Below are 21422 nucleotides of genomic sequence, written 5' to 3'. Positions count from 1 at the left end.
CTACGGGTTTCTACGCCTATGCTGCTTCTGGCGTTGCCACTCGTCCAGCGTCACAGCGTAGACGATGTGGCGCTTCAAGTGCGGATGGGTGTCGGGCACGCGTGGGTGATCGAAGTCGAGGCTTGCGACACGGTGTAAGCCAAGCCGCTTCATGACCGCGGTCGACCGGTGATTTTCGGCGACTGCGAAGGACACGACGGCGTCCAGATGCTTCTTGTCGAAGGCGAAATCGAGGAGCGCGCAAGCGGCTTCCGAAATATAGCCTTTGCCCCAGAAACGCGTGGCAAGCCTCCAGCCGATTTCCACTGTTTCCGCCGGAAAGATCTCCGGCATGTTGGCAAGCGACAGGCCGCAGAAGCCGATCGGCTCGCCGGTCGCCTTCAGTTCCAGCGCATAAAAGCCGAGGCCGGTTTCGATGATCGACGCGTTCAGCCGTTTGAGAAGCGCATCCGCCTCCTCATGGGTTCGTCGAAACGGAAAGAACTCCATGACCTTGGAATCGGCATTGATCTCGCGAAACAGGTCGCGGTCCGTGTCGAGCCAACTCCGCAGCCGGAGGCGTTCCGTTTCGAGGATGATCTTTGCTTCTTTCACGGCATCACGAAATCCGTTTTGCGATAGCCCTGGATATAGAGAAGGGCGGTGAGGTCGCCATGGTCGATCCGCATTTTTGCCTGGGCCGCAACGGTCGGCTTGGCATGCAGCGCAACACCCGAACCGGCGATGCCGAGCATGCCGAGATCATTTGCGCCGTCACCGACGGCTAGGGCTTCGTCCGGCGAAATGCCGAGTTTCTCGCTGATCACCAGAAGTGCATCGACTTTGGCCTGCTTGCCGAGAATGGGTTCGGCGACTTCGCCGGTGAGAATGCCGTCTCTTTCAATGAGGATATTCGCCTGATTCTCGTCGAAACCCAATGTTTCCGCGATGCGGCTTGTGAAGACGGTGAATCCGCCGGAAACCAGCGCCGTATAGAACCCTTTGGCTTTCATCGTGGCGATCAGCTGCGGTCCACCGGATGTAAGAGTGATGCGTTGGGCGATGACATCGTCCACCACTGTGATCGGTAAGCCCTTCAAAAGCGCCACGCGCTCCCGCAATGCCGGCTCGAAGGCGATTTCGCCGTTCATGGCCCGAGCAGTGATCGCAGAGACCTTATCCTTCAAGCCAACCACATCGGCGAGCTCATCGATGCATTCCTGGCCGATCATCGTGGAATCCATGTCGGCGATCAGAAACTTCTTCCGCCGGGTCTCGGCCTCCTGCACGACGACATCGATGGGCGCGCCGGTAATCACGGCGCGCAGATTAGCCTCGGCGGCCCGCGGGTCGGTATCGTCACGAAGCGCGATATCGCAGGCGACGCCATCCGCCAGCCAGTAGAGACCGGAGGCTTTCGCCGCCTCGGCCGCCTGCTCTCCGAGCTTCGACGTAAGAACAGGGTTTGACGGATGGGCAATGAGCGTGGCAACGAAAGCCATATGACAGACCTTATGGATGATTTGGACGCGATCCTGATAACCGGGCCGACGGCGAGCGGCAAGTCGGCCCTTGCTCTTCGGCTGGCGCGAGAGGCGAATGGTGCCGTCGTCAATGCCGACAGCATGCAGGTCTACGATACTCTAAGGGTCCTGACCGCTCGGCCTTCGGAAGAAGAGATGGAGGGAGTGCCGCATCTGCTTTACGGGCACGTGCCGGCGACGAGCACCTATTCGACCGGGGAATGGCTGCGCGACGTAACGGCACTTCTGTCAAAGCTCAGAGCCGAGGGACGCCTGCCGGTTTTCGTGGGCGGCACCGGTCTTTATTTCAAGGCGCTGACGGGTGGCCTCTCCGATATGCCTGACATTTCCCAGGACGTCCGTTGCCGGCTGCGGCTGCGGCTGAAGGACGAGGGACCGGAACCGCTCTACATGGAACTTTCGCGCCGCGACCTGCCGGTTGCTGAAAGCCTTGAGCCAAGGGATGGCCAGCGAATTGTCCGGGCGCTGGAAGTGCTGGAAGAAACCGGGCAGTCGATTTCCAAGTTTCAGGGAAAGCAGGGGCCGAAGGTGATCGACCCTGCACGGGCGAAAAAGCTCGTGGTCCTGCCGGACCGCAACATCCTCCATGAAAGGATCGACAGACGCTTCGAGAAGATGCTCCATAGCGGCGCCGTCGATGAGGTGAGGGAGCTGATGGCGCTCCATCCCGCTCCTGACGCGCCGGTCATGAAGGCGATCGGCGTGGCACAGGTCGCGGAGATGCTCGAAGGCCGAATGAGCCGGGAGGAGGTTATAGAACGCGGCTCTGCTTTGACGCGCCAGTATGCCAAGCGGCAAATGACCTGGTTCCGCAACCAGATGGACGAAAGCTGGGAGAGGATCTGTTGACTAGTCTTTATCGTAGAGGCTGCTGAGCGGTTTCTTCAGCAAACTCTCGCGGAGCGATCCTTCGCGTCGGAGAAGCGGATTTGGACGCGGGTTTTCCGATGCGGGCGGGCGTTGAAATATCGGCTGCGGAGGCTCGCCGCCGCGTTCACGGCGCAGATCGGCGAAACGATCCGGGCGCGGCATCGGTGGCTCCGACAAAGTCGGGCGCGGCAGCATATCCGGCCTGTAGGGTTCGGGCTGCGGGTCGTCGAGAGGCGGCGTGCGGTTTATCACGACGTGGCCGTTGGTCCGGATTTCCTGCGCCCATCGTTCCAGTTCGGCTTCATCTGCCGGCGGGAAGTCGGTATCCGTTTCGTCGTCGGGCGCCGGTGCGTTGTCGCCGAATGCAGGGTTGGCGGCAGCGTAGCTCTGCTGGAACGCGGCGATATCAGGTCCGCTGACGGACCGCAGGCGCGCGACCACGGCGCGCAGATCGACCGTATCAGGTGTGTCTTCGCAGCCCTTGTCGGCAACGCCATTGGCCTTCGGCAGATATCTTTCCTCGACACGCGCGAACTTCATGCGCATCGGCACGGCTATGGCCTCACCGAAGGCGATCGCCTCGCCGTTTCCGATCGAGGAAAGGAAGCTGGTGGTCGAAATCGACGAGTTCGGAATGGCCGACTTGATAATTTCCTGGTCCCGGTCGTTGGAAAGGCGCATGGCGAAGAGGGTCGAGCACTGCGACAGGATCGTCTGATCAAGTTCGCCGGGGCGCTGGGTGATGATCCCGAGCGAGACCCCGTATTTTCGGCCTTCCTTGGCAATGCGGGAAATAGCCTGGCGCGTCGGGAAGAAACCGAGCTCGCGATCGGCTGGCACGTAGCGGTGCGCTTCCTCGCAGACGACCAGCATATGAATGGCGCCGTTGCTCCAGAGCGCCAGTTCGAACGCCATGCGGCACAGAATCGAGGCGACGGAATTGACCACTTCCGAGGGGATGCCCGCAAGCTGGAAGGTGGAGATCGGCTTATCCCCGCCTGGAATGCGGAAGATATGCGCGATCGTCTCCATGATCGTGTCATGGATCGTGTTGTTGGAGAACATGAAGTGGTAGCGCGGGTCGTTGATGGCCGACATGACGCGCATCTTCAGTGAACGCAGGTACGGCTTCTCGTTCCGGCCTTCCAGGCGTCCTATGCGTTCGTCTATCAGCGCCAGAAGATCCGCCATGCGGTAAGGCACGGGGGTATCGGCGGTCACGGAACTCTTTTCGGTCGTGCGCCGCATCAGCGACGAATCGCTTCCGCGAAAGGCCCGCTTGGCGTCCGGAATGAGGTCGCGGAGGATGTCGAGCTCTTCAGGCACGGCGGGGCGGCCACGGAAGACTACTTCGGAAAACTCTTCAAGCCGCATCAGCCAGAAGGGCAGGTCGAGCGTATCCGTGTCGATGACGACGGCGTGCTCGGGAAAGGCAGAGGCGAATTCGTTATGCGGATCGAGAATCAGGACGCGCAGCTTCGGGTCCACCTCGATCGCCTTGTGGAGAAGCAGCGAGACTGCCGTCGACTTGCCCACCCCGGTGGAGCCGACAATAGCGAAGTGTTTCGACAACATCGAGGGGATGTGGATTGCAGCGTCGATGTTCTCGTCCTGCGTGAGCTTGCCGATCGCGCAGGTGTCGTCCTTGCCGGTATCGTAGATGCGCAGGAGATCGGCAGCCCGGATGCGGTGCGCTACGGCGCCGAGATAGGGATAACGGGAGATGCCGCGGGAGAACTCATCCCGGCCGTTCGGTCCCTTGCGGACTTCGCCCAGCAGTTCGGCTTCGATCTGGAACCCTGTGTCTTCCCCCTCGCGCCAGCCACGACTGCCAGTTTCCATGGCATAGGCCAATGCCACGACGCGGTTTTCGCCAACGCTGATCGAGATCAGCCGGCCCACTGACCAGAGCTTGGTAAGGTCGGTCTCACCACCTTCGGCGATCGCTGAAATAGTGGCATGAGCGCCGTTGCACGCGACCACACGGCCGAGCAAGCGATTGCCCGGTTTATGGAGATCGCGGCGATCCTGCTCTCCCGCAGAGGAGGAACGGAGGGGATCATTGTTCGGCAAACGTAACCCCCTATCATTGGGGTGGCAGGTTGGGTCATGACTCATCCGTCGGCCGGGTCGTAACCCTCCAACATGTCGAATATAGGTGTCCCGGCTTAACAACTGGTATAGGGGGATGTCGCCTCGAATGCGTAACGGTCAGCAAAATCAGGCGGATGGCTTTTTTTGGTGCAAGGTGGCGTTGACGAAAGCAATTTATCTGGCTAACACTTCGCGCCATGAAAATATCGATCGCTCTTATTGTGGTGGGAACGCGCATGGGCAGGATGGTGTAACCATCCGGCGACAGCCACCCATGCGCGGAAAGACAGGCTCCTCAAGGGGCCTTTTTTTGTGCCTTAAATCCGGCTCGGAGGAGCCGCCGGTAAAAATCCAGCAGCGAATGGACCAAGACAATGACGGACAGCAATAACCAGATGCCAGATAACCGGATGACTGGCGCAGAGATCGTTCTGAGAGCGCTGAAGGACAACGGCGTCGAGCACATTTTCGGATATCCCGGCGGTGCCGTTCTGCCGATCTATGACGAGATCTTTCAGCAGGAGGAGGTTCAGCACATTCTCGTGCGTCACGAGCAGGGCGCCGGCCACGCGGCTGAAGGTTACGCCCGCTCCACCGGCAAGGTCGGCGTCATGCTGGTGACGTCAGGCCCGGGTGCGACGAATGCAGTCACGCCGCTTCAGGACGCACTGATGGATTCTGTGCCGCTGGTCTGCCTGACCGGCCAGGTACCGACCACGCTCATCGGTTCGGATGCTTTCCAGGAATGCGATACGGTCGGCATTACGCGCCCCTGCACCAAGCACAACTGGCTGGTCAAGGATGTCAACGAACTCGCCGGCATCATCCACGAAGCCTTCCGGATCGCCCAGACCGGCCGTCCGGGTCCGGTCGTCGTCGATATCCCGAAAGACATCCAGTTCGCGACGGGCACCTATACGCCGAAGCCCGAAATGGCTGCCAATATCAGCTATCAGCCGAGGACGCAGGGCGATCTGAAGGCCATCCAGGCCGCGATCGATCTGATGGCCACAGCGCGCCGCCCGATCCTCTATACCGGCGGCGGCGTCATCAATTCCGGACCGGAGGCCTCGCGCCTGCTGCGCGAACTGGTCGAGCTCACCGGTTTCCCGATCACCTCCACGCTGATGGGACTGGGCGCCTATCCTGCGTCCGGCACGAACTGGCTCGGCATGCTCGGCATGCATGGCTCCTACGAGGCCAACATGGCGATGCACGATTGCGACGTGATGGTCTGCATCGGCGCCCGTTTCGACGATCGCATCACCGGCCGCCTCAACGCATTCTCGCCGAACTCGCGCAAGGTTCACATCGACATCGATCCGTCCTCGATCAACAAGAATGTTCACGTCGATATCCCGGTCCTCGGCGATGTCGGCAGCGTCCTGGAGGACATGGTTCGGTTGTGGCGGGCTCTGCCAAAGAAGCCGGCGAAAGCGCAGACGGAAGAATGGTGGCAGGAGATCGCCCGCTGGCGGGCCCGCAAGTCCTTCTCCTATAAGAACTCCAACGATGTCATCATGCCGCAATATGCGCTGCAGCGGCTCCATGAATTGACGAAAGGCCGCAATACCTACATCACCACCGAGGTCGGCCAGCATCAGATGTGGGCGGCGCAGTTCATCGACTTCGAGGAACCCAATCGCTGGATGACCTCCGGTGGCCTCGGCACCATGGGCTACGGCTTCCCCGCCGCAATCGGCGTCCAGGTGGCGCATCCGGATGCACTCGTCATCGACGTTGCCGGCGACGCATCGATCCAGATGTGCATCCAGGAAATGTCGACGGCGATCCAGTACAATCTGCCGGTCAAGATCTTCATCCTGAACAACCAGTATATGGGCATGGTCCGCCAGTGGCAGCAGCTGCTGCACGGCAACCGCCTGTCGAACTCCTATACGGAAGCGATGCCGGACTTCGTGAAGCTTGCTGAAGCCTACGGCGCCGTTGGCATGTATTGCGACGATCCGAAGGGGCTGGACGGTAAGATAGAGGAGATGATAGCGGTCAAGAAGCCGGTCATCTTCGACTGCCGCGTTGCCAATCTCGCCAACTGCTTCCCGATGATTCCCTCGGGCAAGGCGCATAACGAGATGCTGCTGCCGGACGAAGCAAGTGACGAAGCGGTTGCCAATGCGATCGATGCGAAGGGCCGCCAGCTCGTCTGAGGCGAGCTGCGAACCTTAAACTGAATTCTGAGGAAACGGACCCAATACCATGAATGCGCATCAGCAACCAACCGGATCTGCCTATTTCATTGCGCCGGAAACGGCTAAGGCGGAGAGCCACACGCTCTCCGTTCTCGTCAACAATGAGCCGGGCGTGCTTGCCCGGGTGATCGGGCTTTTCTCCGGGCGCGGCTACAATATCGAAAGCCTCACGGTTTCGGAAACTGAACACGAGGCCCATCTTTCCCGCATCACCATCGTGACGCGCGGCACGCCGACGGTTCTGGAGCAGATCAAGGCACAGCTGGAACGGATCGTGCCGGTCCATCGCGTCGTCGATCTGACCGTGCGCGCTCGCGAACTCGGTCAGGAGCGGCCGATCGAGCGCGAGGTCGCGCTGGTCAAGGTCGTCGGTCGGGGAGAGCATCGTGCTGAGGCCTTGCGGCTCGCGGACGCCTTCCACGCCAAGGTGGTCGATGCCACGGTCGAGCATTTCATCCTCGAGATCACCGGCAAGTCCTCCAAGATCGATCAGTTCGTCGCGGTCATGAAGCCGCTCGGCCTGGTTGAGGTCTGCCGTACCGGCATTGCCGCTATGAACCGCGGTCCCCAGGGAATGTGAGCAGCCGTTCAGGAATGTTCGGGGAGAGGGTCGGGATCGATTTCATGAAAGATTGGTACCCTCCTGTCGGCATGCGCCTCGGCGCCACCCATTACGTGACGCGATCTGCTCCATGGCTGAAGCACTATTTCGGCTTACAGAAATTGGAGTCTGCATTTACGCCGGGGATCAGGGGTATCGTGTTCTGGGGTGGACGATCCACCGCCCAGCTGGCGCGCCGCATAGCCTTGGTCCGCAGGCTGCCCTATTGGTATCTCGAAGATGGGTACATTCGCTCCGTGGGACTCGGCAAGGAGAATACCTTGCCGATTTCCATCGCTGTCGACGATCTGGGCATGCCGGTGGATGCTTCCAGGGCGTCTCGTCTGGAGCAATTGATCGCGGGTTCGGCGCAGATGGATGTGGGGGCGCTTGGGTCGGATATCCGCAATGTGCTCGTGGAAAACAGGCTCTCGAAATACAACAACCTGCCGCACCGGGAGGTTAAGCTCGAGCGGACGACGAAGCGTCGTATTCTCTTGGTGGACCAGGTGTTCGGTGACGTTTCCGTTCCGATGTCCGGCGGCTCGCCGGAAAGCTTCGCACGGATGCTCGATGATGCCGTGGCAAGCGGCGCTCAATGCGTGGTGCGTACGCATCCGGATGTGATGGCCGGTTTCCGCAAGGGCTATCTGACGGAAAAAGCAGCCCGGACGCCGGGCGTGATCCTGCTCTCGGACGCGGTCTCGGTGTCTTCCATACTGGCGGCAGTGGACGAGGTCTGGACCGTTTCAAGTCAGTTCGGGCTCGATGCCTTGCTGCGGGGCCTGCCTGTGCGGTGTTATGGAGCGCCTTTCTACTCCGGCTGGGGCCTGACAGAAGACAGGTTGAGCCAATTTTCGAGGACAATGCTGCCACGACGGCGGGCGCGGCCGAGTATCGATCAACTGATCGCCGCGACCTTCGCGCTCTATCCCAGCTACCGCGACACACGGACATGGGTGGAGATCGACGTCTTCCGGGCGGTGGATGCGTTGGCCGCCGAGCGGAAGGCGCTCGATCTGGACTGAGAACGTCTAGATCATCGCCAATGGTCTTTTTTCCGTTGGCGGTGGAAAGGCGGCATCGAGGGCTGCCCAGTCCTCGTCGCTGATCTCCAGCTCCGCGGCGGCGGCATTTTCGGCAACCCGATCCGGATGGGCGGATTTGGGGATGGCGATCACACCCTCGCGCTCCAGCAGGAAGGCTAGAGCCACTTGCGCCGGCGTCGCCTGATAGGCCTTGGAAATGTGGATCAGGGTGTCGTTGCGGACGAGCCTCCCTTGCTCGATCGGCGAATAGGCCATGATGGCGATTCCGCGTTGCTGGCACCAGGGCAGAAGGTCGTATTCGATGCCCCGGCGGGAGAGATTATAGAGGACCTGGTTGGCGGCGCAATTCTTGCCCTCCGGTACGATCATCAGTTCTTCCATATCCGCGACATCGAAATTCGAGACGCCCCAGGCGCCGATCTTGCCGTCTCGGCGCAGTTCCTCGAAACCGGCGACGGTTTCGGCAAGCGGATGTTCGCCGCGCCAGTGCAGAAGATAAAGATCGAGACGGTCGGTTCTCAGCCGTTTCAGGCTGCGTTCACAGGCATCGATCACGCCCTGGCGGCTTGCGTTCCACGGATAGACCTTGCTGACCAGGAATACTTCGTCGCGGCGGCCGGCAATGGCTGCGCCGGTGATCTTCTCGGCTCCGCCTTCGGCATACATTTCGGCGGTGTCGATCAAGGTCATCCCGAGATCGAGGCCGCGTTTCAGGCTTTCGATCTCGGCATTTGCCTTGCGGATGTCCTCCCCCATGTTCCAGGTGCCAAGGCCGAGGGCCGGCACGGAGACGCCAGAGGGCAGAGTGACTGTAGGGATATCGGGCATTGGGACCTCGGCCTATCGATTGCGGGCGTTCGTGCTATTCAGATATAGCTTTAACCCAAGCTTCCAAGTTCCGCTTGCGGATCGACCGGAACGATCCTATCACCGGCATAAGGCCTCCCGCAGAGGAGGCGACGCAGATAACGGGATCGGATTGGCGCTCGGGAGTTCTTATGCCGCTGGAAACTTTTCTGGCCCTTGTCCTGTTCGCCTTCACCACTTCGATCACGCCAGGGCCGAACAACATGATGCTTTTCGCGTCGGGTGTGAATTTCGGATTTGCGCGAACGATCCCGCACATGCTGGGCATCGGCGTCGGTTTTCTTTCGCTGCTGATCGCCGTCGGGCTGGGGCTCGGGGCGCTGCTGCAGACCGTCCCGGTCGTCTATACCACGCTGAAATTCGCAGGCGGGCTGTACCTGGTGTGGATCGCCTGGAAGATCGGGACTTCGCGCAGCCTCTCGGAGGGCAAGACCGGCGCGCGGCCGATGACCTTTTTCGGTGCCGCAGCCTTTCAATGGGTCAATCCGAAGGCCTGGGTCATGGCAGTGACCGCCATGGCAACCTACACCAATCCCGAATATTATGTACCGACCGTGCTCCTGGTGGGGCTCGCATTTGCCGCCGTCAACGTGCCGAGCGTATCCACATGGGCAGGTTTCGGATCTGCCTTGCGGGAGTGGCTGTCCGTGCCGGTCAGGCTGAAATGGTTCAATATCACGATGGCCGTCTTGCTCGTCGCAAGCCTCTGGCCGATGCTGCGATGAAGGAAATGGGCATGTCTGCAGACCATCATCACCATCACCATGATCATCACCACGACAACCGCTATAGCGACATGCAGGCGCGGGTCAGGGCGCTGGAAACCGTCCTGACGGAAAAGGGGTTGATCGACCCGGCGGCGATCGATGTGATCGTCGAGACTTACGAAACAAAGGTCGGGCCTCGCAATGGCGCTCACGTTGTCGCCAAGGCCTGGAGCGATCCGCAATTCGCCGAGTGGCTGAAAGAGGACGCGACAGCTGCAATCGCGAGTCTGGGCTATGCCGGCCGCCAGGGCGAACACATGCGGGCGGTGTTCAACACGCCGGAAACGCATAACCTCGTGGTTTGCACGCTCTGCTCCTGTTATCCCTGGGCGGTGCTTGGCCTTCCGCCCGTTTGGTACAAGGCGCCGGCCTACCGGTCTCGTGCGGTCATCGATCCCCGCGGCGTGCTTACCGAATTCGGGCTGACCCTGCCGGACGACAAGAAGATACGGGTGTGGGATTCGACCGCCGAACTTCGCTATCTCGTCATTCCCGAACGGCCGGACGGCACCGAGAACATGAGCGAGGAGGAGCTTGCGAAACTCGTCAGCCGCGACGCGATGATCGGCACGGCGATTGCGGGGGTGCCGGCATGAACGGCCCCCATGATCTTGGTGGGCAGATGGGCTTCGGCCCCGTAGCGCCCGAAAAGGACGAGCCCTATTTTCACGCCGAGTGGGAAAAGCGGGCACTCGGGATTACGCTCTCCTGTGGCGCCTTCGGTGCCTGGACTATCGACGAAAGCCGCCATGCGCGCGAAAACATCCCGCCGGCGGATTATCTCTCCGCCAGCTATTACGAGATTTGGACGCGGGCGCTGGAAGTGCTGCTCGAAAGGCATGGTTTTGCCACAAGAGGCGAGATCGACGCAGGCGTAAAGCAGATGGAGCCGGCAACGCCGAAGCGTATTCTGAAGGCCGACATGGTGCCGGCAGTGCTCGCCCGCGGCGGACCTTGCGACCGCCCGGTGGAGACCGAGCCGCTCTTCCGGCCGGGCGAAAAGGTCAGGACGAAGAATTTCAATCCGCAGACCCATACGCGTTTGCCGCGCTACGCCCGCGCCAAAACCGGTATCGTGGAGGCGGTCCAGGGATCATACGTCTTTCCGGATGACAACGCCCACGGTAACGGCGAGAACCCCCAATGGGTCTATACGGTCGTCTTCGACGCTGGCGAGATCTGGGGCGAGGGCGCCGATCCGACATTGACCATCTCCGTCGACGCCTGGGAGAGTTACCTTGAGCGCCTGTGAAATTCCGTCGCCGCTTGCGCGTTCGCCCGGTTTGCCGAAGTCGCCGGAGGGAGATCCGACCTTTCCCGAACCCTGGGCCGCGGAAGCCTTCGCAATGGCCGTGTATCTGCACGAGAGGGGCGTCTTTACCTGGAGCGAATGGGCGGAGGCGCTTTCCACAGAGGTGCACAAGCCCGGTCGCGCCGAGGACGGCAGTGACTATTTCGACTGCTGGGTGGCCGCGCTGTCCGGTCTTCTGGTCGATAAAGGCATTGCGGACGCCGATGCCATTCTTTCTCTTCAGAAAAGCTGGCAGCGGGCGGCGGAAGCGACACCGCATGGCCGACCGATTGAGCTTGAGAACGACCCGCTGCGGTGAAGGCCCAGGCTCGGAATTTTCCGTCTACGCGGCATGTATCTGCTAGCAGTTGAACGTCTTCGCCTCAGCTTGATCTACTTTCGTTCTTTTTCTGTTGCGATTCCTCCTCGAATCCTGCCAAGTCGCGCCCATGCAATTTGCACCGCAACAGGACGAGGCTCTCAAAGCCGTTTCCCGCTGGCTGAAGGACGGCCGTAGCCAGATTTTCCGGCTGTTCGGTTATGCCGGCACAGGCAAGACGACGCTCGCCAAGCATTTTGCCGAAAATGTCGATGGCGACGTTCTGTTCGCCGCCTTCACCGGCAAGGCCGCTCAGGTGCTGCGTTCCAAGGGTGCGCGGAATGCAAAGACCATCCATTCGTTGATCTACCGCCCGCGCGGCGAGGAGGCCGTGGAGGATGAGGAAACCGGCAAGACCTCCATCGCGCCGATGTTTTCGATCAATCGCCAGAGCCCGGTCGCCAAGGCTGCACTGATCATCATCGACGAATGCTCGATGGTGGACGAGGCTTTGGGCAAGGATTTGATGAGCTTCGGTACGCCGATCCTGGTGCTCGGCGACCCAGGCCAGCTGCCGCCGGTTTCAGGGGGCGGTTTCTTCACCGAGCAGGAGCCGGATTATCTGCTTACCGATATCCACCGTCAGGCTCGCGACAACCCGATCATCCAGCTCGCCATGAATGTGCGCGAAGGCAAGGAGATCATGTATGGCGACTATGGGACGGCGAAGGTAATCTCACGCGACGAGGTGACCCAGCCGCTGGTGCTGGAGGCGGACCAGGTATTGGTCGGCACCAACAAGACCCGCAAGCGCTACAACCAAAGGCTCCGGGAGCTGAAGGGCTTTACGGCAGACTACCCCCAATCCGGCGACAAGCTGGTCTGCCTGCGCAACGATCAGGTGAAGGGCTTGCTCAACGGTTCGCTCTGGCAGGTGATGAGCTCCTCCCGGGAGACCGTAAAGCCCGGGATCAATCTCATGATCCGGCCCGAAGACGACGACATGGATCGCGGTGCGGCGAAGATCAAACTCCTCAAGCAGGCGTTCGAAAGCGACGAGGAAATCCCCTGGTCGACACGCAAGCGCTACGACGAGTTCGACTACGGCTACGCTCTGACTGTTCACAAGGCGCAGGGCTCTCAATGGAACAATGTCGTGCTGTTCGACGAGAGCTTTGCCTTCCGCGATACGCGCGAGCGCTGGCTCTATACCGCGATCACCCGTGCGGCCGAGACATTGACCATTGTGCGCTGATCAATTCGGCACCATGCCGAGCAGCAGCGCCTTCGCGACAGCCTGGAAACGGTTGGTGGCCTGAAATTTCCGGATGATGCCGTCTTCCATCTCGCGGAGTTCTTCGAATGGCAGATCGAGGGTGCGGGCAAGGCGTGGTGCGGAATAACCTTCGGCCATCAGCGCCAGACACCGTTTCTCGATGTCGGACAAGACCAGCGACATGGGGCGCGCCGCCTCACTCGTGTCATCCTCATCTTCCGTCGAAAGAAGGCTTTCGATCTGCTGCATCTGCCGGCGGATATTGGATATGTCCGCGGTCAACTCTCGCTTGCGCCGCGACAGCATGTTCTGGAAGAGTTCGTCCGCTTCCGCCTGGGAGGCTGCGCCGGCCAGTTCATCCATCAATTCCTGGATCACCGCGACCGACATGCCGATCTCCCGGCAGGCATTGATCACCGCCATGCGCTGGATATGTTCGCTGCCATAGACCCGCATGGTGCCTGACCGTTCGGCGGTGATCAGTCCCTTTTCCTCGTAAAAGTGCAAGGTGCGATGGGTGACGCCGAAGAGGTCTGCCATCTCGGCAATCGCCAGCGGTTCCTCCGGTAATTCGAAGGGCAAGGAAACCTGGGGAAGAAACTTGGTCTGTCCACCGGCTGTCACTGCATTGAGTCCGGCTGTCGGGTATCTGGCGTCGCTTCGCATCGGGCCTCCCTGCGAATGGCGTCTATCTAGAGCTCACCCCAGAGTTGCACGCGCATGGCGCGTCTTCGGTTGAGCGCTCGGTACTGAAAACGCGGACCCGATATGATTGGCTAACAGAATTCGCCGGCAAGCCCTGTATCCCGCCGCCTTCGGTCCGGCCGGCGAATTCTGTTAGCAATACATTATGTAAAATTTTCGAAAATGATAGCCCCTCAAGCCACGTGGATTCTCGTCGATGAAAACTCTTTATAGGTGTAATTCCTCAAAGCCGGTGGCGTTCGCGCGATCCATGCCCTAAAAGCTCGGCACCTCCTCTGAAAAACGGATATTGCCATGCCGACCAAGCTCTCCGTAAATCTCAACGCCGTCGCCATGTTGCGCAACCGCCGGGACCTTCCCTGGCCAAGCGTCGAGGGACTGGGGCGGATTGCGCTTCAGGCGGGAGCGGCCGGGCTGACCGTGCATCCGCGTCCTGATCAACGGCACATCCGTTTTTCCGACCTGCCGGTAATCCGCGCTTTGATCGACGACGAATTCCCCACGGCGGAATTCAACATCGAAGGTTATCCCAGCGAAGACTTTCTGGCGCTCTGCGAGAAGACCGAACCGCAACAGGTGACCCTTGTGCCGGACGATCCGAGCCAGGCGACGTCGGACCACGGGTTTGACTTCCGTGCCACCGGTGAAATGCTGAAGCCGATTGTCGCGCGCCTCAAGAGGAAAGGAATGCGGGTTTCGCTATTTGCCGATGGCGATGGAGACGTGGAGGCGATCAAGCTGGCGAAGGCGACGGGAGCCGATCGCATCGAGCTTTATACCGGCCCTTACGGCGGCTGCTTCGATGACCCGCAGCGCGGCGCAGAGATCCTTGAAATGCTCGGGCGTACTGCGGACGCGGCATTGAGCGAAGGGCTCGGGGTCAACGCCGGCCACGATCTGACGGTCGCCAATCTGCCCGCGCTCGTGAGGCGGATCCCACACCTGGCCGAAGTTTCGATCGGCCACGGATTGACCGCGGATGCCTTGGAATATGGCATGGCGGAAACCGTGCGCCGTTTCCGCCGCGCATGTGGACAGACAAATTAAGCGGCGGAGAGCTTTGCCTCGCCGAGTTCGAGTTCCCAGGTCTGGCCGGTGCATTCCGGCCCGAACATCACATGTCTCTCCTCGGAGACAAGTTTGAAGCCTGTCTTCTCATAAATGTGGATGGCGGCTGACAGCACATCATTGGTCCAGAGGGACAGTTTTCGATAGCCGGCTAAGGTTGAAAACTTGATACATTGATCCACCAGCGTCCGGCCGAGGCCGAGGCCGCGGGCAGCCGGGTCGAGATAGAGAAGGCGCAGTTTCGCGACTCCGTCGCCACCATCGGCCACCAGCACCGAGCCGACCCTTCGGCCGTTGCGTTCCGCGATCCAGCAGCGCTCGCGCTCGGGATTGAAGTTGGCGATGAACTTGCCGGCGACGTCTGCGATCAGTCCCTCGAATTTTTCGTTCCAGCCGTATTCGCGGGCATAGGCGGTCGCCTGGGCTTCAATGAGCCATCCTATATCGCCTATCCGGTGCGGCCGAATGACCACAGGCGGCGGGGGTGTCGCCGATTTCGGGTCGAGGATCATCCGGATCGCCTGCATGGAGTCGATCAGCTTTTCGCGGTCGGTCTCGTCCACATGGCCAAGATCGTTTTCGATCTGCCGACGCGAACGCTCGGCGAGCATTTCGTATTCGGCTCGTCCCTTCGCTGTGATAGCCAATACTTGGCTTCGCTTGTCTGCAGGGTCGGGCTGGCTGTCGATAAAGCCTAACTCTCGAAACTTTTTTAGCACCCGGCTCAGATAGGCGGGATCGAGGCCGAGATCATGGTTGAGTTCCGTGGCGGATACGCGCCTGCGCGACCCCATCTCGTAAAGGATGCGCGCTTCCGTCAGCGTGTAAGGAGACTCGAGATAGCCCTTCGCGAGCAAGCCGAGTTTGTTCGTGTAAAATCGGTTGAAGGCGCGAACGGTGTCCAGGAAGGCAAGGTCAGTCATGGCAAAAACCTCCGATCAAGAGATTTTTGTCCACCAAATATTTGACTGAGTCAACTAATTAAGCTGCGGCCTGACTTGCTGTCGCGTCGCCGAGAGCGAAATCCACGGCAACTTTTGCGTGGACTGTTGTGGAATCAACGCCCGGAAGCGGCAGGTTTTCCGGATCGAGAAGGAGGCAGATTTCAGTACAGCCTAGGATGATGCTGTCTGCGCCCTCGGCCTTGGCCTTTTCGATCATGGCAATCGCGCGGTGGCGGGACGCCTCGGCAACGGTCCCGGCGCACAGTTCATTAAAGATGATGTTATGGATATCCGTGCGGTCATCGGCGTCCGGAACCATGACGTCGATGCCGAGCGATTTCATGCGCTCTCCGTAGAATCCATGTTCCATGGTGTATCGGGTCGCGAGCAGAAGCGGACGCGACAGGCCCAGCGATTTCAGCGCTTTGGCCGTTTCGTCGATGATATGGATGACGGGTACGTCAACTGCTGCCTGGACCTCTGGCGCGACGAGGTGCATGGTATTGGTGCAGATCAGGACGCATTCGGCGCCAGCGCTCTGGAGGCTGCTTGCGCTGTTTGCGAGATGCTCGGCCGCCAGATCCCAGCGGCCGGCTTTCTGCATGTCGACGACTTCGGCAAAATTGACCGAATGGAGGAAAACGTTGGCTGACGCAAGACCGCCGAGGCGGTCGCGGACCATCTCGTTGATGAGCCGGTAATAGACCGCGGTGCTTTCGAAGCTCATCCCACCAATCAAGCCAATCGCGCGCATTTTTTCTCCAAATCAGATAGAATTTAGTAACTCCATCTAATTATCTCGAATTTTGGAGATTTGCAATCCTTGGCATTGAGCTAGCCTGATAACGCTGCTTTCTGCGTTTCCAGATAGGCGGCAAGCGGTTGCGGCGCGGCTCCCGTCAGCTTTTCGAAGGCGTCCGTCAGCAGGTCGAAATTACCGGCTCGAATGTTGGCGTCCGCCGAAACCAGCATTTCTACGACAAAGGGCGGGAGGCCAGCGCCGGCAAGACCGTGAGAGAGTTGCTCATCCGTGACGTGAACGACCTCAAGTGGCTTTCCGGCAGCCTTTGAAACGCGTGCCGCGATGTCTTCGGCCGGCAGCGATTCGGGACCGGTAAGCGTCAGCGTCTGATTGCCGGCGGGCGGATTGGCGAGCGCAGCGGCTGCAGCGCGCGCGCAATCGTCGCGGCTGATGTTCGCCACCTTGCCGGCGCCCATGGCCGTATACCACCGTCCGACCTGCAGATTGTGCGGCATCGACATGAGGTAGTTGTCGCTGTACCAGGAATTGCGCAGGATCGTATAGGCGACGCCGCTCGCCTTGATCGCCTCTTCGGTCCCGAGGTGATCCGGAGCGAAGGTGACGAGCGATTTGTCCGGGTTGGGCATTGAGGTGTAGACGATGTGCTTCACGCCGGCCTTGGCTGCAGCAGCGACGGCGTTCCTGTGCTGGTTGAGTCGCTTTCCCGGGACAGCGAGTTCGTCCGTCGAGATGATCAGCACGCGGTCGATGCCCGTGAAGGCCTTTACCAGACCTGCCTCATCGTCGAAGTCGGCAGCGCGGGTTTCAATTCCCTCGGCTGCAAGCCCGGCCAGTTTTTGAGGATCGCGGCTTGCCGCGACGATATCGCCAGGCGCGACTTTGAAGGTCTGCGTCAGGTGACGCAGGACGGCGCGACCGAGTTGTCCGGCGGCGCCGGTGACGAGAAGTCTGGTCATCTCAAATCTTATCCTTCTATCGATGAAACCGGCGCTCTAGCGCGGGTGTAAATGTTGGTCTCAAAAAGAGACTAGCGCTAAAATAGGAATTGACGACTGACTGTAAAGAAGGCAGTTTTGGGGGAGATGGTTATCTGAAGGGAACCACCGTCATGGTGTTCAAGGCGGCGCATAAGCGTGTCCTCGACGGTCAGGAATGCGATATGTCCGGGTGGGATGCAGGAAATTGTCCGGTGCGCGACGTGATCGACCGCATCGCCGGCAAATGGTCGACGTTGCTGCTGGAAGCGCTGTCGCGTCGGCCCTATCGGTTCGGGGAGTTACGGCGGCTGGTGCCGGATATTTCCCAGCGCATGCTCACCCAGACGCTGCGCGATCTGCAACGGGACGGTTATATCGAACGGGAAGTGTTTCCGACAAAGCCGCCGAGCGTCGAATACCGGATGACGGATCTTGGTCGCTCGCTCTTCGAGCCGCTCTCCAAGGTCCTCCGATGGGCCGAAGAGAATCACTCCTTGGTCAAAGCCGCCCGCGTGCAGTACGACGAGAACGAATTGGCTTGATTTAAGAGGGGCGGGCGGATGTTTCCTTACCAACAGCCAAGCCCGCGTGAGACTACCGAATATTCTCGAAAAGCCTCGGTTGGCCAGTAAGCCTCGGACGTTCGATACGCGCCGGGCGCTAGCTCTTTTTGTTGCGCTTGCACACAAGCCGTTTATCGCGCTTCAACAATCTTGCTGCTAAAAGCCCGTGCAATCGCATGGAAGGAGATTTCCGATGAGCCGTTCTTGCCTTGCCGTCATCCTCGCAGCTGGCGACAGCACGCGGATGAAATCGTCGATGTCGAAAGTGCTGCACCCGGTCGCCGGCCGGCCGATGATCGCGCATGTCATGGCGGCTATCGCATCGACCGGCGTTTCCGATGCTGCTCTTGTCGTCGGGCGGGACGCGGAGGCGGTCGCCAGGGCCGGCGCGGTGGACGGTGTTTCCGTCGAGACATTCCTCCAGACCGAGCGTCTTGGAACGGGCCATGCAGTGCTGACGGCAAAGCAGGCGATTGCCCGCAGCTACGATGACGTTCTGATTGCCTATGGTGATGTTCCCCTCGTGACATCGGCGCCCTTTGCTGCGGCGCGCGAAAAGTTGGCGCAAGGTGCCGATGTCGTGGTCATCGGATTCCGCACCGACAAGCCGACCGGCTACGGTCGCCTCCTGGTGGAAAATGACGAGCTGATCGCGATCCGCGAAGAGAAGGACGCCACCGAGGAAGAGCGGAAAATCACTTGGTGCAATAGCGGGTTGATGGCGATAGACGGCCGGAAGGCATTGTCCTTTCTCGAAAAGATCAACAACCACAACGCAAAGGGTGAGTATTACCTTACCGATATCGTGGAAATCGCCCGTGCCGCCGGGGGCAGGGTCGTGGCCGTCGACGCTCCGGAAACGGAAGTTGCCGGCTGCAACAACCGCGCCGAACTCGCCTTTCTGGAAAAGCTCTGGCAGGAGCGCCGTCGTCACGAACTGATGGTCTCGGGCGTCACCATGATCGCGCCGGAGACGGTCTTCCTCTCCTACGATACCGAGATCGGCCAGGACGCGCTGGTCGAGCCGAACGTCGTGTTCGGGCCGGGCGTGACTGTGGAATCTGGTGCAGTGATCCATGCCTTCTCGCATCTTGAAGGCGCGCATGTCAGTGCCGGAGCGACTGTCGGACCGTTTGCACGCCTCCGCCCCGGAGCAGAGCTTTCGGCAGGCGCCAAGGTCGGCAATTTCTGCGAGGTCAAGAACGGTAAAATCGGCGAGGGGGCCAAGGTCAATCACCTGACCTATATCGGCGATGCCGTGATCGGCGCGCATGCGAATATCGGGGCAGGAACCATCACCTGCAACTACGACGGCGTGAACAAGCACGAAACGCGCATCGGCGCGAACACCTTTATTGGCTCGAATTCGGCCCTCGTCGCACCGGTGTCGATCGGCGACGGCGCTTACGTCGCCTCCGGCAGCGTCATTACCGAGAACGTGCCGGCGGACGCATTGGCATTCGGTCGGGCACGCCAGGAAGTAAAGCTCGAGCGTGCCAAAGTGATCCGGGAACGCGCCCTTGCGTTCAAGGCCGCTAAAAAGGCAACGAAATAAACAATTGCGCCTTAACCGCCGAGCATTACTTTCCGACATCGAAAGTGACCGCCGGGCCGATTGCGTCGGGCCGGCAATCGGCTAGGACTGCGCGGGTTCCAACGAAACGAAGAGGGTGGTTTATGTGCGGGATTGTCGGGATCGTCGGAAAAGAACCGGTGGCGGCGCGCCTGGTCGATGCGCTGCGGCGACTCGAATATCGCGGTTATGATTCCGCCGGCGTCGCGACCATCCACGACGGAAAAATGGACCGCCGTCGCGCCGAAGGAAAGCTCTTCAACCTCGAAAAGAAGCTTGATGCGGAGCCTCTGCCGGGCGCCATAGGCATTGCCCATACCCGTTGGGCGACCCACGGCGTGCCGAACGAGACCAACGCCCACCCGCATTTCGTCGAAGGCGTCGCCGTCGTCCATAACGGAATTATCGAGAATTTTTCCGAGCTGAAGGATGAACTGCTGGCTGAAGGCGCGGTTTTCCAGAGCCAGACGGATACCGAAGTCGTTGCCCATCTTCTGGCGAAATATGTCCGCCAGGGGCTCGATCACCGCGAGGCCATGCTCGCGATGCTGAACCGCGTTTCCGGCGCCTATGCGCTGGTGGTGATTTTCGAGGACGACCCGGCCACGATCATGGCAGCCCGCTTCGGGCCGCCGCTCGCCATCGGCCACGGTCGCGGCGAGATGTTTTTGGGTTCGGATGCCATAGCGCTCTCGCCCTTCACGAACGAGATCACCTATCTCGTCGATGGCGACTGCGCGATCATGACCCACAAGGGCGTCGAGATCATCGACTACGAGGGCAAACCCCTGAAGCGGCCAAGCCAGATTTCGCAGGCTTCCGCCTTCATGGTCGACAAGGGCAACCATCGCCATTTCATGGAGAAGGAGATCTACGAGCAGCCCGAGATCATTTCCCACGCGCTCAGCCACTATATCGATTTCGCCTCCCATACGGTGAAGTCGAATGAAACGGCGATCGATTTCGGCAAGGTCTCCGGCCTCGCCATTTCCGCCTGCGGCACGGCCTATCTCTCCGGTCTGGTCGGCAAATACTGGTTCGAACGTTATGCGCGCCTGCCGGTCGAGATCGACGTCGCCTCCGAATTCCGCTACCGCGAACTGCCGCTGTCGCCAAGGCAGGCGGCGCTTTTCATCTCGCAATCCGGCGAGACGGCGGACACGCTTGCCTCGCTTCGGTACTGCAAGGACCAGGGGCTGAAGATCGGCGCGGTCGTCAATGTCAAGGAATCGACAATAGCGCGTGAATCGGACGCGATCTTCCCGATCCTGGCAGGGCCGGAAATCGGCGTCGCCTCCACCAAAGCCTTCACCTGCCAACTTGCGGTGCTGGCCGCGCTTTCCATTGGCGCCGGTCGTGCCCGCGGCACCGTGACGGCCGGCGACGAAAGGGCGATGGTCAAGCATCTCGCCGAGATGCCGCGCATCATGAGCCGGGTGCTGAACGAGATCCAGCCGCAGATCGAGGTCCTGTCGCGCGATCTCTCACGTTTCAAGGACGTGCTTTATCTCGGCCGCGGCACGAGCTTTCCGCTTGCCATGGAAGGCGCGCTGAAGCTTAAGGAAATCTCTTATATCCATGCCGAAGGTTATGCTGCCGGGGAGCTCAAGCACGGGCCGATCGCGTTGATCGACGAGAACATGCCGGTAATCGTCATTGCGCCCCATGACCGTTTCTTCGAAAAGACCGTTTCGAACATGCAGGAAGTGGCGGCCCGCGGCGGCAAGATCATTTTCATCACCGACGAAAAGGGCGCCGCCGCGTCGCGACTGCCGACCATGGCGACAATCGCGCTGCCGAATGTCGATGAGATCATTGCGCCGATGATCTTTTCGCTGCCGATCCAGTTGCTGGCCTATCACACGGCAGTCTTCATGGGGACTGACGTCGACCAGCCGCGCAACCTCGCGAAATCCGTCACCGTCGAGTGATATCCGCCGCTTTTCCTTGCATCGCACCATC

General features: G+C 60.3%; 21 protein-coding genes. 13 read left to right on the top strand and 8 right to left on the bottom strand.

Going from position 1 to position 21422, the window contains the following annotated elements; genetic code table 11:
* The gene (locus tag EDE05_RS19530; protein WP_132412839.1) at positions 1-594 is read right to left on the bottom strand and encodes a GNAT family N-acetyltransferase; all 594 of its coding nucleotides are present in this window, start codon (positions 592-594) and stop codon (positions 1-3) included.
* Entirely contained in the window at positions 591-1481 is an 891-nt protein-coding gene (gene serB, locus EDE05_RS19525) for a phosphoserine phosphatase SerB (RefSeq protein WP_132412841.1), read from the bottom strand. Before serB ends, EDE05_RS19530 begins: the two co-directional genes overlap by 4 nt.
* Here serB and miaA point away from each other — a divergent pair, their 5' ends adjacent.
* Entirely contained in the window at positions 1482-2372 is an 891-nt protein-coding gene (gene miaA / locus EDE05_RS19520; RefSeq protein WP_132412843.1) for a tRNA (adenosine(37)-N6)-dimethylallyltransferase MiaA, read from the top strand.
* On the opposite strand, the gene EDE05_RS19515 is transcribed toward miaA, so the two are convergent.
* Entirely contained in the window at positions 2373-4466 is a 2094-nt protein-coding gene (locus EDE05_RS19515; RefSeq protein WP_132412845.1) for an ATP-binding protein, read from the bottom strand.
* Positions 4467-4861: 395 nt separating this feature from the next.
* On the opposite strand from EDE05_RS19515, the gene EDE05_RS19510 reads away from it, so the two are divergent.
* The 3 genes from EDE05_RS19510 to EDE05_RS19500 are packed head-to-tail and all read left to right on the top strand — an operon-like array spanning position 4862 to position 8326.
* On the top strand, positions 4862-6655 hold the full coding sequence (locus tag EDE05_RS19510; RefSeq protein ID WP_132412847.1) for an acetolactate synthase 3 large subunit: 1794 nt from the start codon (positions 4862-4864) through the stop codon (positions 6653-6655).
* 49 nt (positions 6656-6704) lie between these two features.
* Positions 6705-7277: an acetolactate synthase small subunit gene (gene ilvN / locus EDE05_RS19505; RefSeq protein WP_105373805.1), complete on the top strand. Its 573-nt coding sequence runs from the start codon at positions 6705-6707 to the stop codon at positions 7275-7277.
* 44 nt (positions 7278-7321) lie between these two features.
* A complete protein-coding gene (locus tag EDE05_RS19500) occupies positions 7322-8326 on the top strand; it encodes a capsular biosynthesis protein (RefSeq protein WP_245505217.1) in 1005 nt (334 codons plus the stop codon).
* Positions 8327-8332: 6 nt separating this feature from the next.
* On the opposite strand, the gene EDE05_RS19495 is transcribed toward EDE05_RS19500, so the two are convergent.
* Positions 8333-9175 (bottom strand): aldo/keto reductase, encoded by an 843-nt coding sequence (locus tag EDE05_RS19495; protein ID WP_132412849.1) that lies wholly within the window; start codon positions 9173-9175, stop codon positions 8333-8335.
* 170 nt (positions 9176-9345) lie between these two features.
* Between EDE05_RS19495 and EDE05_RS19490 the strand changes: the two genes are divergently transcribed.
* The 5 genes from EDE05_RS19490 to EDE05_RS19470 all read left to right on the top strand — a co-directional run bounded on the left by EDE05_RS19490 (position 9346) and on the right by EDE05_RS19470 (position 12846).
* Positions 9346-9939 (top strand): LysE family translocator, encoded by a 594-nt coding sequence (locus tag EDE05_RS19490; protein ID WP_132412851.1) that lies wholly within the window; start codon positions 9346-9348, stop codon positions 9937-9939.
* An 11-nt stretch (positions 9940-9950) separates the two neighbouring features.
* Entirely contained in the window at positions 9951-10577 is a 627-nt protein-coding gene (gene nthA / locus EDE05_RS19485; RefSeq protein ID WP_132412853.1) for a nitrile hydratase subunit alpha, read from the top strand.
* Positions 10574-11233, top strand: coding sequence for a nitrile hydratase subunit beta (nthB, locus tag EDE05_RS19480; RefSeq protein ID WP_132412855.1), 660 nt, complete (start codon positions 10574-10576; stop codon positions 11231-11233). Before nthA ends, nthB begins: the two co-directional genes overlap by 4 nt.
* Positions 11220-11591, top strand: coding sequence for a nitrile hydratase accessory protein (locus tag EDE05_RS19475; RefSeq protein WP_132412857.1), 372 nt, complete (start codon positions 11220-11222; stop codon positions 11589-11591). Before nthB ends, EDE05_RS19475 begins: the two co-directional genes overlap by 14 nt.
* A gap of 130 nt (positions 11592-11721) precedes the next feature.
* Positions 11722-12846 carry an ATP-dependent RecD-like DNA helicase gene (locus EDE05_RS19470; RefSeq protein WP_105373800.1) on the top strand — a complete coding sequence of 375 codons (1125 nt, stop codon included), beginning with the start codon at positions 11722-11724 and terminating at the stop codon, positions 12844-12846.
* Here EDE05_RS19470 and EDE05_RS19465 read toward each other — a convergent pair whose 3' ends face one another.
* A complete protein-coding gene (locus tag EDE05_RS19465) occupies positions 12847-13533 on the bottom strand; it encodes a MerR family transcriptional regulator (protein ID WP_132412861.1) in 687 nt (228 codons plus the stop codon). It abuts the gene before it with no gap.
* Positions 13534-13866: 333 nt separating this feature from the next.
* On the opposite strand from EDE05_RS19465, the gene EDE05_RS19460 reads away from it, so the two are divergent.
* The gene (locus tag EDE05_RS19460; protein ID WP_132412863.1) at positions 13867-14619 is read left to right on the top strand and encodes a pyridoxine 5'-phosphate synthase; all 753 of its coding nucleotides are present in this window, start codon (positions 13867-13869) and stop codon (positions 14617-14619) included.
* Here the strand turns inward: EDE05_RS19460 and EDE05_RS19455 are convergent.
* The 3 genes from EDE05_RS19455 to EDE05_RS19445 all read right to left on the bottom strand — a co-directional run bounded on the left by EDE05_RS19455 (position 14616) and on the right by EDE05_RS19445 (position 17303).
* Positions 14616-15563, bottom strand: coding sequence for a helix-turn-helix domain-containing GNAT family N-acetyltransferase (locus EDE05_RS19455; protein ID WP_132412865.1), 948 nt, complete (start codon positions 15561-15563; stop codon positions 14616-14618). The two genes, EDE05_RS19460 and EDE05_RS19455, sit on opposite strands and share 4 nt — an antisense overlap.
* 58 nt (positions 15564-15621) lie before the next feature.
* Positions 15622-16338 (bottom strand): aspartate/glutamate racemase family protein, encoded by a 717-nt coding sequence (locus EDE05_RS19450; protein WP_132412867.1) that lies wholly within the window; start codon positions 16336-16338, stop codon positions 15622-15624.
* Between the two features lie 80 nt (positions 16339-16418).
* On the bottom strand, positions 16419-17303 hold the full coding sequence (locus EDE05_RS19445; protein WP_132412869.1) for an SDR family oxidoreductase: 885 nt from the start codon (positions 17301-17303) through the stop codon (positions 16419-16421).
* Between the two features lie 152 nt (positions 17304-17455).
* Here EDE05_RS19445 and EDE05_RS19440 point away from each other — a divergent pair, with 152 nt between their 5' ends.
* From EDE05_RS19440 to glmS, 3 genes are all read left to right on the top strand, one after another.
* Positions 17456-17866 (top strand): helix-turn-helix domain-containing protein, encoded by a 411-nt coding sequence (locus EDE05_RS19440; RefSeq protein WP_132412871.1) that lies wholly within the window; start codon positions 17456-17458, stop codon positions 17864-17866.
* A 214-nt stretch (positions 17867-18080) separates the two neighbouring features.
* On the top strand, positions 18081-19442 hold the full coding sequence (gene glmU, locus EDE05_RS19435; RefSeq protein ID WP_132412873.1) for a bifunctional UDP-N-acetylglucosamine diphosphorylase/glucosamine-1-phosphate N-acetyltransferase GlmU: 1362 nt from the start codon (positions 18081-18083) through the stop codon (positions 19440-19442).
* Positions 19443-19564: 122 nt separating this feature from the next.
* A complete protein-coding gene (gene glmS, locus EDE05_RS19430; RefSeq protein WP_132412875.1) occupies positions 19565-21391 on the top strand; it encodes a glutamine--fructose-6-phosphate transaminase (isomerizing) in 1827 nt (608 codons plus the stop codon).
* Positions 21392-21422 lie beyond the last annotated feature (31 nt).

Origin of the sequence: Neorhizobium sp. R1-B (assembly GCF_004368875.1) — a bacterium.
Taxonomy (GTDB): Bacteria; Pseudomonadota; Alphaproteobacteria; order Rhizobiales; family Rhizobiaceae; genus Neorhizobium; species Neorhizobium huautlense.
This window is presented reverse-complemented; position numbering and strand designations above follow the sequence as displayed.